Annotated in this window: 20 protein-coding genes; 15 read left to right on the top strand and 5 right to left on the bottom strand. The window is 34.9% G+C overall.

Translation table 11 applies throughout. The features are described from left to right. The first annotated feature begins 189 nt into the window (after nt 1–189). Both MR054_RS03385 and MR054_RS03380 read left to right on the top strand, forming a co-directional pair. Nucleotides 190–1,230, top strand: a complete 1,041-nt coding sequence (locus MR054_RS03385; protein ID WP_242156180.1) for an NADP(H)-dependent aldo-keto reductase — start codon at nt 190–192, stop codon at nt 1,228–1,230. A 230-nt stretch (nt 1,231–1,460) separates the two neighbouring features. Further along, nucleotides 1,461–2,225, top strand: coding sequence for a carbonic anhydrase (locus tag MR054_RS03380; protein ID WP_242156179.1), 765 nt, complete (start codon nt 1,461–1,463; stop codon nt 2,223–2,225). 56 nt (nt 2,226–2,281) lie between these two features. Here MR054_RS03380 and MR054_RS03375 read toward each other — a convergent pair whose 3' ends face one another. Beyond that, a complete protein-coding gene (locus MR054_RS03375; protein ID WP_242156178.1) occupies nt 2,282–3,826 on the bottom strand; it encodes an Rne/Rng family ribonuclease in 1,545 nt (514 codons plus the stop codon). Nucleotides 3,827–4,211: 385 nt separating this feature from the next. Then, a complete protein-coding gene (locus MR054_RS03370) occupies nt 4,212–4,520 on the bottom strand; it encodes an HU family DNA-binding protein (RefSeq protein ID WP_338081509.1) in 309 nt (102 codons plus the stop codon). 123 nt (nt 4,521–4,643) lie between these two features. On the opposite strand from MR054_RS03370, the gene mutY reads away from it, so the two are divergent. From mutY to gldD, 4 genes are all read left to right on the top strand, one after another. Next, on the top strand, nt 4,644–5,684 hold the full coding sequence (mutY, locus tag MR054_RS03365) for an A/G-specific adenine glycosylase (RefSeq protein WP_242156177.1): 1,041 nt from the start codon (nt 4,644–4,646) through the stop codon (nt 5,682–5,684). A 196-nt stretch (nt 5,685–5,880) separates the two neighbouring features. After that, nucleotides 5,881–6,327, top strand: coding sequence for a single-stranded DNA-binding protein (locus MR054_RS03360; RefSeq protein ID WP_242084035.1), 447 nt, complete (start codon nt 5,881–5,883; stop codon nt 6,325–6,327). Nucleotides 6,328–6,365: 38 nt separating this feature from the next. Beyond that, complete coding sequence (locus MR054_RS03355; RefSeq protein ID WP_242084036.1) at nt 6,366–7,694, top strand: gliding motility-associated protein GldE; 1,329 nt, start codon at nt 6,366–6,368, stop codon at nt 7,692–7,694. Nucleotides 7,695–7,749: 55 nt separating this feature from the next. Continuing rightward, entirely contained in the window at nt 7,750–8,340 is a 591-nt protein-coding gene (gene gldD, locus MR054_RS03350) for a gliding motility lipoprotein GldD (RefSeq protein ID WP_242156176.1), read from the top strand. Nucleotides 8,341–8,443: 103 nt separating this feature from the next. Here gldD and MR054_RS03345 read toward each other — a convergent pair whose 3' ends face one another. Further along, nucleotides 8,444–8,824: a heavy-metal-associated domain-containing protein gene (locus MR054_RS03345; protein WP_242156175.1), complete on the bottom strand. Its 381-nt coding sequence runs from the start codon at nt 8,822–8,824 to the stop codon at nt 8,444–8,446. Between the two features lie 263 nt (nt 8,825–9,087). On the opposite strand from MR054_RS03345, the gene MR054_RS03340 reads away from it, so the two are divergent. The 3 genes from MR054_RS03340 to rpmA all read left to right on the top strand — a co-directional run bounded on the left by MR054_RS03340 (nt 9,088) and on the right by rpmA (nt 10,469). Further along, the gene (locus MR054_RS03340) at nt 9,088–9,537 is read left to right on the top strand and encodes a DUF4199 domain-containing protein (protein WP_242084038.1); all 450 of its coding nucleotides are present in this window, start codon (nt 9,088–9,090) and stop codon (nt 9,535–9,537) included. Between the two features lie 100 nt (nt 9,538–9,637). Next, a complete protein-coding gene (gene rplU / locus MR054_RS03335) occupies nt 9,638–10,183 on the top strand; it encodes a 50S ribosomal protein L21 (protein ID WP_242084039.1) in 546 nt (181 codons plus the stop codon). A gap of 25 nt (nt 10,184–10,208) precedes the next feature. After that, nucleotides 10,209–10,469, top strand: coding sequence for a 50S ribosomal protein L27 (gene rpmA / locus MR054_RS03330; protein WP_242084040.1), 261 nt, complete (start codon nt 10,209–10,211; stop codon nt 10,467–10,469). Between the two features lie 291 nt (nt 10,470–10,760). Here rpmA and MR054_RS03325 read toward each other — a convergent pair whose 3' ends face one another. Continuing rightward, a complete protein-coding gene (locus MR054_RS03325; protein WP_242156174.1) occupies nt 10,761–11,225 on the bottom strand; it encodes a DUF1569 domain-containing protein in 465 nt (154 codons plus the stop codon). A 148-nt stretch (nt 11,226–11,373) separates the two neighbouring features. Beyond that, nucleotides 11,374–12,690: an adenosylhomocysteinase gene (gene ahcY / locus MR054_RS03320; protein ID WP_242084044.1), complete on the bottom strand. Its 1,317-nt coding sequence runs from the start codon at nt 12,688–12,690 to the stop codon at nt 11,374–11,376. Nucleotides 12,691–12,822: 132 nt separating this feature from the next. Between ahcY and MR054_RS03315 the strand changes: the two genes are divergently transcribed. The 6 genes from MR054_RS03315 (at nt 12,823) to MR054_RS03290 (ending at nt 17,249) form a co-directional block, all read left to right on the top strand. After that, entirely contained in the window at nt 12,823–13,455 is a 633-nt protein-coding gene (locus MR054_RS03315) for a 4'-phosphopantetheinyl transferase family protein (protein WP_242084045.1), read from the top strand. 8 nt (nt 13,456–13,463) lie between these two features. After that, nucleotides 13,464–14,198, top strand: a complete 735-nt coding sequence (locus MR054_RS03310; protein ID WP_338081497.1) for a phosphoglycerol geranylgeranyltransferase — start codon at nt 13,464–13,466, stop codon at nt 14,196–14,198. A gap of 83 nt (nt 14,199–14,281) precedes the next feature. Then, complete coding sequence (locus MR054_RS03305; RefSeq protein ID WP_242156173.1) at nt 14,282–14,542, top strand: thiamine-binding protein; 261 nt, start codon at nt 14,282–14,284, stop codon at nt 14,540–14,542. After that, nucleotides 14,526–15,167, top strand: coding sequence for a nicotinamide riboside transporter PnuC (gene pnuC / locus MR054_RS03300; protein WP_242084047.1), 642 nt, complete (start codon nt 14,526–14,528; stop codon nt 15,165–15,167). Before MR054_RS03305 ends, pnuC begins: the two co-directional genes overlap by 17 nt. Beyond that, the gene (locus tag MR054_RS03295; RefSeq protein WP_242156172.1) at nt 15,119–15,709 is read left to right on the top strand and encodes an AAA family ATPase; all 591 of its coding nucleotides are present in this window, start codon (nt 15,119–15,121) and stop codon (nt 15,707–15,709) included. Before pnuC ends, MR054_RS03295 begins: the two co-directional genes overlap by 49 nt. Beyond that, a complete protein-coding gene (locus MR054_RS03290; protein ID WP_242156171.1) occupies nt 15,696–17,249 on the top strand; it encodes a DUF4301 family protein in 1,554 nt (517 codons plus the stop codon). Before MR054_RS03295 ends, MR054_RS03290 begins: the two co-directional genes overlap by 14 nt. Nucleotides 17,250–17,266 lie beyond the last annotated feature (17 nt).

The raw sequence follows: 17,266 nt of genomic DNA, 5'->3' as shown, positions 1-17,266 counted from the left end.
TTGATAAGACTATTTTTTTTGACTATGATTTTAATGGACGCTTAGTTATTCCCCTTTAGGAATACGCAATACTTTACCAGAACATACAGTATTCAAGCTTATATTATTTTATAAAACCTTTAAAAGGCATGACGCTTTTAAAGGTTTTTTTATCTTTAAACGTTTGTTGTTATTAAATCAAAATATTTAATGAAATATACCATCTTACCACATACTAATATAAAAGTCAGTAAATTATGTTTGGGAACCATGACCTGGGGTCGTCAGAATTCGGAGGTTGACGGTCATGAACAATTGGATTACGCATTCGATCAAGGAATTAATTTTATGGATACGGCGGAACTGTATCCCGTGCCCGCCACACCAGAAACGCAAGGGCGTACCAGTGAAATTATTGGGACTTGGTTGAAAAAAACAGGTTATAGGGATAAGGTGGTCCTTGCAAGTAAAATAGTGGGTCGTACGAGTGATTATGTGGCACATATTAGGAAAACAGGCTTTAGCCCAAAATCTATACAAGAGGCCATTGATAAGGAATTAAAACGTTTACAAACCGACTACATTGATTTGTACCAATTGCATTGGCCAGAGCGATTAACCAATACCTTTGGAAAGCTGGGTTATGTTCACGATCCAACTGATGAGTGGCAGGATAATTTTAACGACGTTCTCCATTCCCTTGAGAAACATATAAAAGCAGGAAAGATAAGGCATGTGGGGTTGTCCAATGAAAAAGCCTGGGGTGTCATGCGATATCTTGAAGAACATAAAAGCCATAATTTGCCCAGAATGATTACGATACAAAATGCATATTCCTTATTAAACCGAACTTTTGAAGGTGATTTGGCCGAAGTGGCCATTCGTGAAAATGTAGGTCTGTTGGCGTATTCAACTTTGGCTTTTGGTATGCTGACGGGAAAATACACCGATGGAACTGCGACGCCGTATTCCAGGTTGAACCAATTTCCTCAATTGAAGCGCTATAGTGGTGAGCGTACCCGAAGGGCTACCGAAAGATATGTGAAATTAGCAAAAGATTACCGTTTAAGTCCAGCGAAGATGGCACTTGCTTTTGTAAACCAACAACCATTCTTAACTTGTAATATAATCGGAGCCACTAGCTTAGAGCAACTTAAAGAGAATATTGATAGTATTCACATAAATTTAAGTGACGAATTAAATGCCCAAATCAATGCCATACACGATAGTATTCCAAATCCGGCACCATAATTAATTGTCGTAATTTACAATAGGATCTCCAATAATAATTGGTTATTTAAAGTATCCTCTTTCGTTTAGAAAAGTTAGAGGTTAAATGGGGCATTGAAATGTCAATAAAAAATATTTTTTATTGACAAAAACACAAAAACTGACAAAAGTAAGTTTTTAATAAGGTGTTATAATTTAATTTGCAGGATGAATTATAAATCAGATTTATTATGAAACTTAAAATATTTTTTTTGAGTAGCATATTGTTATGTCTCACAGTGACTTGCAAAAACTCAAAAGAACCATTGCCTTTAGATCAGGAACATAAAGAGCAACATTGGAGTTACTCCGGTGAAACATCCCCGGATCACTGGATGGAAATAGAAAAAGACTCAGACTGTGATGGGACATACCAATCCCCCATAAATATTATACACAAAGATGTGGATTCTGTTAAAGTGGGTGACAATTTGAGCATATTATATACACCAACAACACATATTAGTAAGGTAGATAATAATGGACACTCCATACAATTCAACTTCGAGGAGGGAGATTCCATAAAATATATGCACAAGACTTATTTTTTAAAACAAATTCATTTTCATGAACCGTCAGAGCATAAAATAAATGGTGTTATTTATCCAATAGAATTGCATCTTGTACATGTTAGCAATACAGGAGAAATAGCAGTTATAGGAGTGTTCGGAGAAGAAGGGATTGAGAGCGATTTATTTGAGTTTTTTGAGAGTTTCTTGCCTTTGAAAACAGGTGATTCGAAAGAAATACATCAAAAAATAGATTTATCAAGTCTTTTTCTAAAGGGTATTAAATACTATGCGTACAAAGGGTCTTTAACGACACCACCCTGTACGGAAAATGTGAATTGGATTGTTTTTAAAGAACCCATTATTTTATCTGAGGCAGAGGTACTAAAGTTAAAAAATAATATGCCTCTAAATAATTACAGAAATGATCAGCCTTTAAATGAAAGAAGGGTGTTATACCATTATTAGTAAATGCTTATATCAATAAAAAACCCTTTGCTTGTACAAGCAAAGGGTTTTTTAAATTATTTAATTTGATTACCATCTTTATCGAAAAAGTGGTACTCAAGGTATGTGTAAGCATCTCTTGGTAAAATTTTAACCCATTTTTTGTGTTCAAAAAACCATTTTGAACGCACAGATGGAAAACCTTTAGTTAAAAAGGCTGCTATAAAGGGGTGTGTGTTTAAAGTCACCTTTTTATAGTCTTTTTTAAAGAGTCGTTCAAGATCGTGCGTTATTTTTTGTACTATGCCTATAGGGGCTTCAACCTCGGAGCCATTAATGCCGTTAGGATCTTCCTCGCGGGTTTTAATGTTCATTTCTGGTCGTACACGCTGTCTTGTTATTTGTATCAACCCGAATTTACTCGGGGGCAATATTTTGTGTTTGGCCCTATCGTCCTTCATTTCATCACGAAGGCGATTAAACAGGGTTTGCCTGTTTTCGGCATTGGTCATGTCAATAAAATCGACCACAATAATCCCACCCATGTCACGTAAACGTAACTGACGTGCAATTTCCGTGGCAGCAATTAAATTCACTTCCAGGGCCGTTTCCTCTTGGTTATTGGCTTTATTGGATCGATTGCCGCTATTTACATCTATAACATGTAGTGCTTCGGTATGTTCTATTACCAAATAGGCACCTTTTGCCATAGAAACGGTTTTGCCAAATGAGGTCTTTATTTGCCGTTCAATCCCAAATTTTTCAAAAATGGGAACATTAGATTGATACAATTTTACTATTGATTCTTTTTTTGGTGCAATTTCCTGCACATAATCTTTTATTTGATAGTAAAGCACTTCTTCATCCACGGTAATGCCCGTAAAAGAGTCATTGAATATGTCTCGTAAAATGGACGAGGCCTTATTCATTTCTCCTAGGACTTTACTAGGGTGATGTGCTTTGTGTAGCTTTTTACACATTGCTGTCCAACGGTTCAGCAAATGTTGTAAATCTTTATCTAGTTCAGCTACTTTTTTGCCTTCTGCTACAGTACGAACAATAATACCAAAACCAGCTGGTGTTATACTTTTTACCAGTCGTTTTAGTCGGTCTTTTTCGTCTTTATCCTCTATTTTTTGTGATATGGAAATACGGTTTGAAAAAGGGACCAAAACAATATATCTACCGGCAATGGAAAGCTCTGAGCTTATCCTTGGCCCTTTAGTGGATATAGGTTCTTTTACGATTTGCACTAATAGCGATTGATTAGATTTTAAGACATCAACAATTTTACCATTTTTATCGATATCTTTTTCAAATGGGAAATTTTTCAAAGAAAAATCTTTTAGTTTACCTGTGCTTACACGTTTGGTGAATTTTAAAAGGGAAGGTAATTTAGGCCCTAAATCATGATAGTGCAAAAAAGCATCTTTTTCATAGCCTACATTAACAAATGCAGCATTTAGTCCTGGAACAGCTTTCCGTATTTTGGCTATAAACACATCGCCAACAGAAAAGTTGTTACCATCTTCATCTTTCTGTAATTCAATTAGTTTTCCATCTTTTAATAAGGCAAAATCAACATCGTTGGAACTAGATCGAATGATCAATTCTTTTTCCATTTGGTTAATTTTAATCCACCACGTTTGTTCGTGACAGATGGATTATACAATATTTTGTATCTGAAACGCTAGAAAAGTTTAGCATTCAGATGAACACCTTGGTATTAGTACAATAAAAAATCATAAATACATTCAGGTGTTATTTTCACAGGATTTTTAATCCATGGAGCTCATTTATATGGATAAGCTCATTTCAAAGAACGTTTGCGTACTTTAAAATCGAAAAAAGTAGTTAATCTAACTACTTTTCGATTTATTTTTTCTTTTTGTGACGGTTAGCGCGTCTACGTTTTTTACGTTTATGCGTCGCTACCTTGTGTCTTTTGCGCTTTTTACCACTTGGCATAAATAGTATCTTTAATAATTAATAATTCTTTTAATGCGTTTATTTAACTTCCACATTGGTTTTAACGCCTTCCACAAAAACTTTTGCGGGTTTAAATGCAGGAATATTATGAGCTGGTATCTTAATAGTTGTATTTTTGGAAATGTTTCTTCCTGTTTTTTCAGCTCTAGTCTTTATGATGAAGCTTCCAAAACCTCTTAGGTAAACATTATCACCACTTTCTAAAGAAGTTTTAACTTCTTCCATGAATGTTTCAACAGTTGCTTGAACATCACCTTTTTCAATTCCTAATTTTTCAGAAATTTTTGCTACTATATCAGCCTTAGTCATTTTAATATTTTGTTTTATAGTTATTATTATGGTTTTTAAAGGGATGCAAATATAGGAATTTAAAATTCAATATTTCAAACCTAATTCATTAAAATTTAAGATTATAAAGGTTTATTTTAGCCATTGTTAGATTTTTTGTTCATGCCATTTTCCTCTATTTTAACACATTGGTACTCAGTTAATAAGCGTGACCTGCCATGGCGGGAAACTACTAATCCATATTATATCTGGTTGTCCGAAATTATTTTGCAACAAACCCAGGTGGCCCAAGGGTTGCCTTATTATGAATCTTTCATTGCCCATTATCCCACTATTTTTGACTTGGCCGGGGCGGAAGAAAGTGAAGTCTTAAAACTATGGCAGGGTTTGGGCTATTATTCAAGAGCCAGAAATTTACATGCTACGGCTAAATATATCGCAAATGAACTTAACGGTATTTTTCCAAACAGTTATAAAGACCTTTTAAAATTAAAGGGCGTTGGTGATTATACAGCAAGTGCTATAGCCTCGATATGCTTTAATGAAGTTGAAGCCGTTGTTGATGGTAATGTGTTTAGGGTCTTATCGAGATATTTCGGTATTGATACCCCGGTTAATACCTCTTCAGGTAATAAAGCGTTTAAAGCATTAGCTCAGGAATTGATCATTAAGGATAATCCTGCCCTGTTTAATCAGGCAATTATGGAGTTTGGGGCGAGACAATGTCGACCTAAAAACCCTGATTGTTTGAGTTGTCCATTGCAGGACAACTGCATTGCCTTTAATAGTGGTAAGGTTAATACCTTACCTGTTAAAATAAAAACTCCAAAGGTTAAAAAGAAGTATTTTAATTTTTTGGTGTTTTTGTCTAATGACAGGAAAACTATTTTGGAAAAAAGAACGGGTAGGGGCATTTGGCAAAACCTATATCAATTCCCTTTAATTGAAACCCAAAAAGAAATTAACATTAATGAATTAACGGAAATACTTAAAGGGCATAAACTAGTAAAAGACAATGCTTTTGATTTAAGTTTGTACAATGACGCGATGATCATTCATAAATTATCTCATCAACATTTATTTACCAAATTTTGGATTGTTCATGTTTTGGAGTTAGGAGTCGAAGGAATCACAGCGAAGGAAATACATAAATATGCCGTTCCAGTATTAATTGAAAATTTTATGGGCCATTTTAAATTTTAATCATAAAATGTATGAGTTTGGGTTTTATTTCAAAAAGGACGGCCGCAAGTCTTAGGTAATCTGAAAAACCAAGGTAGGTGCAGCTAATTAATTTTACTTTTTCAAAAGACATAGGCCGGCAATCATATTTTTTTATTAATTTTAAAAAAATACAAAAGCAAATACCTAATTTTGCTTTTTAAAACGAAACGAATTTATGTCTGGAACACTGAATAAGGTAATGCTAATTGGGCATTTGGGAGATGAAGTAAAAATGCATTATTTTGAGGGAGGTGGTTGTGTGGGCCGTTTTCCATTGGCGACCAATGAAACCTATACCAATAGGCAAACCAATGAGCGTATTACCAATACGGAATGGCATAATATAGTGGTGCGTAACAAGGGAGCTGAGATTTGTGAGAAATATTTGAGCAAAGGAGATAAAGTTTATATTGAAGGGCGTTTGAAAACCAGAAAGTGGCAAGATGAGAAAGGGAACGACAGGTATTCAACTGAAATACAATGTACCGATTTTACGTTTTTAACAACCAAAGCAGAGAGTGAAGCCCAAGCAGCTACTCAAACGGCTCATCCACTACAGGAATCTGTTCAGGATTCCAACATAGAACCCATAGGTGATGAGGATGATGATCTTCCTTTTTAAAAGAAAGTTATTTATTGTTTAACTAATATCTTGTTTGTTTGGATCCCGATCCTTCGAGTTGTTTGCCATTGTTCTTAGCCATTGATTTTTCCATGGCAGTTGGTTTTCTATTGTTAATTGTCTTGTTAATCTGTTCTGCTTTGATTTCTGGTGCCGAAGTGGCTCTGTTTTCTCTTAATCGAACAGACCTTGATGCAGGCATGGAAGACAACCCCAAACGCATTCAAATAATTGCCGGTCTTTTAGAACGTCCCAAAAAGCTTTTAGCTACCGTTTTAGTGGCCAACAATTTTATCAATATAGCCATTGTTATATTATTTGCCTATTTAGGAGAGACCATTTTTAGTGAAGTTGATTTAATTTTTGACTTGGTTCTCGTAAATATAAGTTTAAAATTTCTTTTGGAAGTCCTTCTAGTAACGTTTTTAATCCTTTTATTCGGAGAGATTTTACCTAAAATTTATGCCAGTAGAAATAAGCTTAAATTTGCCTGTTTTATGGCTTATCCACTCCGTGTGTTAGATGTGTTTTTTTCTCCAATTAGTTTACCCATGAGAAGTACAACTCTGGCAATTCATAATAAGTTTGGAAAAAAGAAGTCCAACTTGAGCGTGGATCAGTTGTCGCAAGCCTTGGAGCTTACTAGTGAAGATGATACGACTAAAGAGGAGCAAAAAATTTTAAAAGGGATCGTGTCGTTTGGTAATACGGATACGAAACAGGTCATGAGACCTCGTATAGATATTTTTGCCTTAAATATTGAGTCAAAATACACCGAGATTATGCCTGAAATAATCGAAAACGGATATTCCAGAATTCCAGTATTTGAAGATAATATGGATAACATTAAGGGGATACTCTATGTTAAAGACTTACTTCCGTATATTGATAGAAAGCAGTTTGATTGGGCAAAGTTAATTAGGGAACCCTTTTTTGTGCCGGAAAATAAAAAGCTCGATGACCTTATGGCGGAATTTCAAGAGAAGAAAGTGCATCTGGCAGTTGTTGTTGATGAGTATGGAGGCACTTCCGGTTTAATTTCATTGGAAGACATTATTGAAGAAATTGTAGGAGACATAAGTGATGAGTTTGATGATGAGGATCTGACTTATTCTAAACTTGATGACCATAATTTTGTTTTTGATGGTAAAACAGCTCTGAAAGATTTTTATAAGGTTATAAAAATTGAGGATGAATCAATTTTTGAGAATCATAAAGGAGAGGCTGAGACTATTGCCGGTTTTGTACTGGAGATTTCGGGGAGTTTCCCAAAACTGAATAGCAAAATAAATTTTGGAAATTACGTTTTTACTATAGAGGCTTTAGATAAAAAGCGTATTAAACTTTTGAAATTCACTATAAATTAGCGCACAGATAGTACAACTGAAACAGGAACATTTAATTTCTATGTTTATAAAAATAATGTGTCACCATTTGTCTAAAGGACTGTTAATCATAAATAGCTTGGTATTCATATCTTGTGGAGAAAATGCTGTTCCCAAACCAAGAGCCTATTTGCGCTTAGAATATCCTGAAGCCAAATATATTAAAGCTGAGATTGATTTGCCTTTTACATTTGAAAAAAATAATCTGTCAACAAAACAACACGTAAGAAAGGTGGAAGGGACCACCCCAAGTTATGGTATTGATTTGGGCTACCCGACTATGAAAGGCACGATTTATTTAACCTATAAAGCGATTGAAGGCAGCAGGGAAAATTTGATTGCTTTTTTGAAAGATGCCCAAAACTTTACTCAAAAGCATACCATAAAAGCAGATGAAATTAAAGAACAGGCATTTGTTGATAATTCGAGAAAAGTCTATGGTACGCTATATGAAGTTGGGGGGAATGCCGCCTCTCAGTCCCAATTTTACGTGACGGATAGTACCGATCATTTTTTAACAGGTTCCCTTTATTTTTATGCAAAACCTAATTATGATTCCATTCTTCCAGCAGCGCACTATTTGAAACAAGATATTAAGCACATTATGGAAACAGTGAGGTGGAAATAAAAACACCATCAGAATTCAAATATGACAGGTTCCTGAATAAAGCATTTATGCTTTTCCTATAACCCTTCGACATCCTCAGCTTTATCAAAAAAAAACTTCATGGTTATTTGACTGAAAAATGACCAACAGTTTTCATATCAGTGACTTTATAGGCATCCGCAACACTGGTTACCGTTTTTTCTATTAAATCTAGGTTTACGAGAGATTCGTTAAACTCTACCATAGCTAATTTTTTTTCAAAATCAACCTTTGCATAAGTAACACCATTCATTTTGGCTATTTTTTTTTCAATAGTTGCAGCGCATCCTATAGCACAGGTCATACCTTCGACGGTAAATTCAGCCTTAGCATATCTCATATTTTGGTCCAAAGCACTTACAGTTTCTGTGGTAACAGTTTTGACTTCAGGTTTAGCTTCATGTTTACAATTTGCGAATAAAAGGGTTAAAACAGTACAAATAATTATGTTTTTAAAAGTTTTCATAGACTATTTTGATTCAATTTTAAACAAAGTTACTAAATAAATACTATTGATATTAGGTTGTTTTCTAAGTTAAATTTTAGGATTTCAAAATTAAGTGAAAATACAATGTCCATTTTAAAAATTGTTTTATTCATGATTTTTCACGAAATTTAAATGGATTAATTCGATTTAAATTTGAAATGATTGTGATTGCAAAATTTCCATACCAATCGAAAGGATTCGTTTAAAATTAAATTTGACTTATTAAATAATAAAAATAAAAGATGAAACAATTAACCCTTCCTATTCGTTTTGGCTTAGTTACAAGTGCAGTTTTAATTGCTTATTTTTTATTATTGTCCTTATTGCATAAACATGTCAATCCGGTTTTTAGCTTTTTCAATGCGGTTATTACGGCGTTTGGTATTTTTGAGGCGATTAGGGTTTATAAGTTACAATATTTAGAGGCATTTTCGTATGGCGAAGGGTTTAAAACAGGACTAATAACTGGTGGCGTAGCTACAGTGTCATTCACGGCTTTTTTCCTGTTATATGCCAGTGAATTAAATACCGATTTTATCCCTCAATTGTTAAAAACAATCAAGGGGGGGTTTGATACTAATGTAGGCATGGTCACAGCTGTTGTTGCTATTATGGGTTTTGCAACAACAGTAATTTGTACACTTACCATTATGCAACTTTTCAAAAAAAGTAAAAACATCATTCCAAAATAAAGAAAACGTTTGTAGATTAATTAATTAGCAGTATATTTGCACCCGCCTTCCGATAGGCAGGCTCAATTTTAATATACTTAATTAATAAAAACGTTACGCTATGTACGCAATTGTAGAGATAGCAGGGCAACAATTTAAAGTTAAAAAAGACCAAAAAGTTTTTGTTAATCGTTTACACTCAGAAGAAGGTAAGAAAGTAGCTTTCGATAATGTTCTTTTGGTTAGTGATGATAACAAGGTAACTGTAGGCGCCCCAGCTATAGACGGAGCACAAGTTAGTGCAAAAGTCCTAAAGCACCTTAGAGGTGATAAGGTTATTGTTTTCAAAAAGAAAAGACGTAAAGGTTACCGTGTTAAGAATGGTCATCGTCAAGCATTAACTGAAATTGTAATTGAAAGTATTGTTGCTTCCGGAGCTAAACCTTCTTCAAGCAAAGACACCAAAGCGGCTGCTTCAAAAGCCGATGTTTCAACAACCTCTGCTACAGTGAAATCAGAGTCAAAAGCAGAGATGCCCAAAAAGGAAGACACGCATCAAGATTTGAGTCAACTAACTGTTGCTAAATTGAGAGAACTGGCAAAAGAAAAGGAAATATCAGGGTATTCTTCCATGAAGAAAGCTGAATTAATAGCTGCTTTAAGTTAATATAAAATTATAAAATCGAAATACAATGGCACATAAAAAAGGAGTTGGAAGTTCGAAAAACGGTAGAGAATCAGAATCGAAACGCTTAGGGGTTAAGATTTTTGGTGGTCAAGCTGCTATAGCAGGAAACATTATCGTGAGACAAAGAGGCAATACGCATCATCCAGGAGAAAACGTATACGCTGGTAAAGACCATACATTACATGCTAAAATAGATGGCATCGTAAAATTTACTAAGAAAAAAGACAATAAATCATATGTTTCAATTGAGCCTTTTGAGGCTTAAGAAACGATTCTTCTCTTAACAAAAAACCCTTACTGTTTCAGTAAGGGTTTTTTGTTTTCACCCCCTTTAACTGCAATCAGGATATATCCAATGATATTCAGAAACACCACTTGTTTAAAAAGAGGATTTTATCCCCAGGAGTTGGTCACAGGGGACTTCAAAAGTCACAACTGCTTTAAGTAAAGATATCATTCAAGTCGACATGTTATTGGTCATGGGATGAGTGCCTAAGTTATCTATCTTGATGCGGATTGTAGAGTAATTATAAGTTTTAGCTTAGAAAAATATGAATCACCTTTCAGGCTTTAAAATATCCTTTATAATTTTTAAATGATGATTAGTATGCATTTCTAAAAATCGAAGAGTTTGTTTTGAGGTTAACATGCCAAAAATAAAGTGTTTAAAATAAGCGTTTTGCGGAAGAGATTTTAATCGTTTAGCATGGTGTCTTGCAATTTTTAATTGATTAATTAAGTCCTCTGTTGTAATAACCTCAGGAGGCAATACCGATTTGGGCGATCTGGCTTTACCTCTTGGAATATACCCTAACGGGAATAATATAAGTCGCCAAAAATTAAACTGTTTTTTGTAATCGGCAGGATTAGAATTTTCAATCCAATTGCAAACGGCAATAAAAACTTTTAATGAGTGATCTATCTGCCAACCTACAGAGGCCTTTGAAACCATTTCATTTCTTTTGTCCTTAAGTGAAATGTAGGCCTCCAGTTGATCTAAAAGCAGATTTAAGGTATTCATCCGTTTAATGGAGTTTGACATTTTAAGGGGGATTGTAGTCTATTTTAGAAAATTAAATTTACAAAAAAACCCAAACATTCCTGTGTGGGATTTTAATTATGCATACATGTTGAATTTCACTTATAGAGCCTCTGAGTAGTACAACATTTTAGTATCTGTAATATTCTGGTTTAAATGGGCCTTCAACTTTAACGCCAATATATTCCGCCTGATCATCGCGAAGCTCGGTCAATTCTACGCCAATTTTAGCCAAGTGTAATTTGGCTACTTTTTCATCCAAATGCTTGGGGAGCATATACACTTGATTGTCATATTTGTCATTATGTTTCCAAAGTTCAATTTGAGCCAGGGTTTGATTGGTAAATGAGTTGCTCATAACAAAACTTGGATGACCAGTAGCGCACCCCAGGTTTACTAACCTGCCTTCTGCCAGAACAATAATATCTTTACCATTCAAAGTGTATTTATCGACTTGTGGCTTAATGGTGTTTTTGGTATGTCCATAATTTTTGTTTAACCATGCCATATCAATTTCATTATCGAAATGCCCAATATTACATACAATAGCCTTGTCTTTTAAAGCTTTAAAATGTTCGCTTGTAACAATATCCTTATTTCCTGTTGTAGTAATCACAATATCGGCATGTGGCGCAACGGTTTCAAGTTTTTTAACCTCAAAGCCATCCATGGCTGCTTGCAGAGCACAAATAGGATCGATTTCAGTAACGGTAACTATACTTCCAGCTCCCTTAAATGAAGCCGCTGTCCCCTTACCCACATCACCATAACCACAAACTACAACACGTTTTCCTGCAAGCATGATATCGGTCGCTCTACGAATGGCATCTACAGCACTTTCGCGACATCCATATTTATTATCAAATTTGCTTTTAGTTACACTGTCGTTGACATTTATGGCGGGCATTGGTAAAGTTCCATTTTTAACACGCTCATAGAGTCTGTGTACCCCTGTTGTGGTTTCTTCACTCAAGCCTTTAATTCCCAATGCAAGTTCTGGGTATTTATCCAACACCATATTGGTTAAGTCACCGCCATCATCCAAAATCATGTTAAGAGGTTTTCTGTCTTCTCCAAAAAATAAAGTCTGTTCGATACACCAATCGAATTCAGCTTCGGTCATGTCTTTCCAGGCATAAACAGCTGTTCCTGAGGCGGCTATGGCAGCAGCGGCGTGGTCTTGAGTAGAGAAAATGTTACAAGAACTCCAAGTCACTTCAGCACCTAATGCCTGCAAGGTTTCAATTAAAACCGCTGTTTGAATGGTCATATGTAAACACCCTGCAATCCTTGCGCCTTTTAATGGTTTTATTGCGCCATATTCTTCACGTAAACTCATTAATCCCGGCATTTCGGCTTCGGCGAGTTCTATTTCCTTTCTTCCCCATGCTGCAAGCGATATATCCTTTACTTTGTTGGGCATGTATGCTACAGTTTTAGTACTCATAGTAATTTTTGTTTTTTAGGTTTTATAAGAGTAAAACCCTTTTGGGTTTTGCATTTAAATAATTAAATTCGCTTACCAAAAGTATCTGCTTTTAGTGGACGCAAAGATAACCAATAACTTTCAGATAATTAAATGCCTCTATTTAAAACTATTGCTGTAAACTCACAAACTACTGTTAAAATCTGGAAGATTACAGAATCTTATAAGGATTTAAAAAATGCGATACAGTTAAAACCAGAAAATGAAATAAGGGTCTCTGGAATGAAGAGTGAGATTCACCAACGCGGGTTTTTAAGTGTAAGATGTTTGCTTAGGTCATTAGGATATTCAGATGTCGATTTGTATTATGATACCAATGGGAAACCACATCTCATGGATGGTAAATTCATTTCAATAACGCATTCCTTTCAGTTTTCAGCGGTAATTATTAGTGATGAGAAGGTAGGGATTGATATTGAGAAACAACGGGATAAAATATCGTTAATAGCACACAAGTTTGTTGATTATGAGTTTGATTATTTGAATGAAAGCGCCGTGGACTATATTAAAAAATTAACCATATTGTGGTGCGTTAAGGAATCATTATACAAACTTTTTGCTACTCCCGGGTTAAGTTTCAAAAGCCATTGTTTGGTCATTCCGTTTTCGGATGACGAGGATTTTACAACGGCCTGGATAGATTTTAATGGAAGGAAATGTAAATATGTGACGCATTATGTAGAGTTTGAGGGTTTTACTTGTGCATATGCTCTAAAAAGTAAGTAAAAATATTTGTGGCTATAAAAGACTTCACTTATCAAAATATAATAAAATCTGTTTATGCGAAAGAAAAACTTCTGGCGGTTTTAATAGACCCAGACAAGTTTAATATCGCAAACACGAAGTCTTTTTTCGAAAAGGTAGAGGCATCTATTGTTACTCATGTTTTTGTTGGAGGCAGTACTGTTGAAGATAAAGTTACAGATAGCGTTGTTGAAGCGATTAAACAGAATACAAGTTTACCAGTAATCTCATTTCCAGGAGATATCGCGCAGATTTCAGAAAAGGCTGATGCATTGTTGTTTTTGTCATTAATTTCAGGAAGAAATCCGGAGTATTTGATCGGTAAACATGTCGATGCTGTTTCAAGATTAAAGGAAGTCGATTTAGAGATTGTCCCGACGGGATATATTTTGATTTCGAGCGGAAAAATAACGGCGGTTGAACAAGTGACCAAGACCAAGCCGTTATCAAGAAGTAACCTACAGCTTATAATTAATACGGCAAGGGCAGGAGAGCTTTTAGGCATGAAATTCATGTATTTGGAAGCTGGAAGTGGAGCGGAGCAACCATTGCCTCCGGATCTTATTTCAGCAGTAAAAAATGAATTAAATATTCCACTCATTGTGGGTGGGGGTGTTCGAAATAAAGATCAACTTGAAAAGGCCTTAAATGCTGGAGCCGATATGGTTGTTATTGGTACGGCCTTTGAGGAAAATGAATCGTTTTTTTATGAATTGCGCAAATAGTTCATCATGCTGAAAGGGCTTTAGCAAAGAATAAATTTAAATTTAAAACAGCATCTCATTTTTTTGAGGAGCTTCAGAAGAGAATGAAAATATCAGTAGAATTAACTTTAACACCATTGCAGGATGATTTTGAACCAGCAATTATTCATTTTATTAAAAAACTAAGATCATCTAACTTAAAAATTCTGGAAAATCCATTAAGCACGCAAATTTACGGGGATTATGATGAGGTTATGCAACTTCTAACTACAGAGATAAAGGAGGTCTTCGAGCTTATTGAAGGCGGGCTTTTGTATATGAAAATTGTAAAATCTGACCGACGCGATTATGAACCCCATTTTTGATTTTTTTTTAGAACCCTACTATAACAGATCCCCGCATTTAATCGTGTTGGAATCCATAGCATTTTTCTTTGGTATAGCAAGTGTCGTTTATGCAAAGCGAGCAAATATTTTAGTTTATCCAACAGGGCTTGTTGCTACAATAATAACTGTTTATATTTTTTTTAAGGACGAATTAATGGGAGATATGATGATGAATTTTTATTATTCGGTTATGAGTATTTATGGTTGGTGGAATTGGTCAAGAAAGAAGGAAGATAAATTTGTAGTGCCAATTTCTAGAACAAATACGAAAGAAAAAATTATAGGGTTTGGGATGTTCTTATTAACAATGATCGTGACCTATCTTGTTTATAGGGCCTACGGAACAGTTATCACCGCATCAAATTACATAGATATTTTTACGTCAGGCATATTTTTTACAGCCATGTGGTTCATGGCCAATAAAAAATTGGAAAACTGGACACTTTGGATATTAGCAGACATTATTACAATACCTCTTTATGCTTATAGGGGTTGGGGAATGTTATCTTTACAGTATCTTATTTTTACAATATTGGCCATACAAGGGTATTTAGCATGGAAGAGGAACTTAAACAATCAAGAGACATTGAGGCAAACTGCTTAAAGGTGGTTTTATTTGGACCTGAATCGACAGGAAAAACAACACTGTCCAGACAATTGGCAAGACATTACAATTCGGTTTGGGTGCCGGAATATGCACGTGAGTATCTTCAAAACAAATGGAACAACGAACGCCAAACCTGTGAAGCTAAGGATCTATTGCCAATTGCAAAAGGCCAAATGCGATTGGAAAACAAATTAGCCAAAAAAACAGACACCGTTTTGATTTGCGATACTGATTTATTAGAAACCAAGGTCTATTCTGAAGCCTATTATCTGGGTAGCTGCGATCCAATACTGGAAAAATATGCATTGGAAAACACTTATGATTTATATTTTTTAACATATATTGACACCCCTTGGGAAGCGGATGATTTAAGAGATAAACCGAATCATAGAATGGCCATGTTTAAGGCATTTCAAGATGAACTGATCCGGCAAAATAGACCGTATGTTCTTCTCAAAGGGGATAAGAAAAAGCGCTTAAACGAAGCCATAAAACATATTGATGTGTTATTAAAAAGACGAGGTATTGAAATTGACTGATAAAGACTTAGTTCAAATCCGAGAAAACGGTTTAACCGTTGAGCAAGTTAAACACCAAAGTGATATAATTAAAAAAGGTATTTCTTATACAAACTTGGTTGAAGCGGCGACTGTTGGTAATGGGATCATAAGATTATCAACGAAAGAACAGAATCATTTCGTAGAAGTTTATGAGGATCATCTTAATAATTTGTCGATCGTTAAATTTGTTCCGGCATCGGGTGCAGCGACAAGAATGTTTAAAGTCTTATTTCAGTTTTTAAAAAATTTCGATCCAGAAAACGACACTATAAATGCTTATATCAACAAACATAAAAACTCAGGCCTCGCCATTTTTTTTGCAGGATTGGAAAAGTTGCCTTTCTTTGAGGAAGTAGTCCATAAATTACACGAGTATATTTCTAATTTTAATGACCTGTCTTATGATGAAAAACGTTTGGAATTTATTAAAACCATGCTTAGTGAAGACCGGTTAAATTATAGTGCTTATCCCAAGGGACTGCTGCCTTTTCATAGGTACGAGCAACATGTCGCCACAGCTTTTGAGGAACATTTGTTTGAGGCATCCTTGTATGCGGCTTCAAAAGAATTGGCGAATGTACATTTTACAATTTCACCCAATCATAATAAGCGGTTCGATGATGAATTTAAGTTTATAGAGGAAGATGTTGAAGAGCAAACAAAAACAAAATTCAACGTATCCTTCTCCAATCAAAAAATATTGACAGACACCATTACCCTGACTTTACGCGATGAGCTTTACAGGGACCCTAATGGTAAACTGTTATTTAGAGCATCAGGACATGGCGCTCTTTTGGAAAATTTAAATGCTTTAGATTACGATATTATATTTATTAAAAATATTGATAATGTTACGGTATCAAAACATCATGAGGAATTGGCAAAATATAAAAAGGTTTTAGCTGGGGTTTTGGTTGAAACCCAAAACAAGACTTTTGAGTTTTTACGTGCCATTGATGAAGGGCATGCCGATAATGAAACTTGTGTCGAGATAGTTGAATTTTTAACAAAAACCTTTAATCAAAAAATAAGTCATCAATATTCCAGTCTTTCGACGATCAATAAAATAGCGTTATTAAAAAACAGACTGAATCGCCCCATACGTGTTGGAGGTATAGTAAAGAATGAAAAGGAGCCGGGAGGTGGTCCATTTTGGGTGAAAGATAAAAGTGGAGATATTACGTTACAAATAGTTGAATTTGCCCAAATAGACTTGAAAGATAATACGCAAAAAGAGATTGTTAAAAATGCAACACATTTTAATCCAACGGATTTTGTTTGTGGCATTAAAAACTATAAAGGGGAGGTGTTTGATCTCAAGAATTTTGTAGACAATGACACTTATTTTGTTACCGTTAAATCGAGATTTGATGAAGAAATTAAGGTATTAGAACGACCGGGACTATGGAATGGAAGTATGGCCCATTGGAATTCTATTTTTATTGAAGTACCCCTAATAACGTTTAACCCGGTTAAAACGGTTAATGATTTATTAAAAGCACCACATCAGTATCGATAAACGGTTTGGTTTAATCG

Source organism: Aestuariivivens sediminis (assembly GCF_022662105.1).
Taxonomy (GTDB): Bacteria; Bacteroidota; Bacteroidia; order Flavobacteriales; family Flavobacteriaceae; genus Aestuariivivens; species Aestuariivivens sediminis.
The sequence above is the reverse complement of the archived record's forward strand: the minus strand, read 5'-3'. Positions and strand labels throughout refer to the sequence as shown.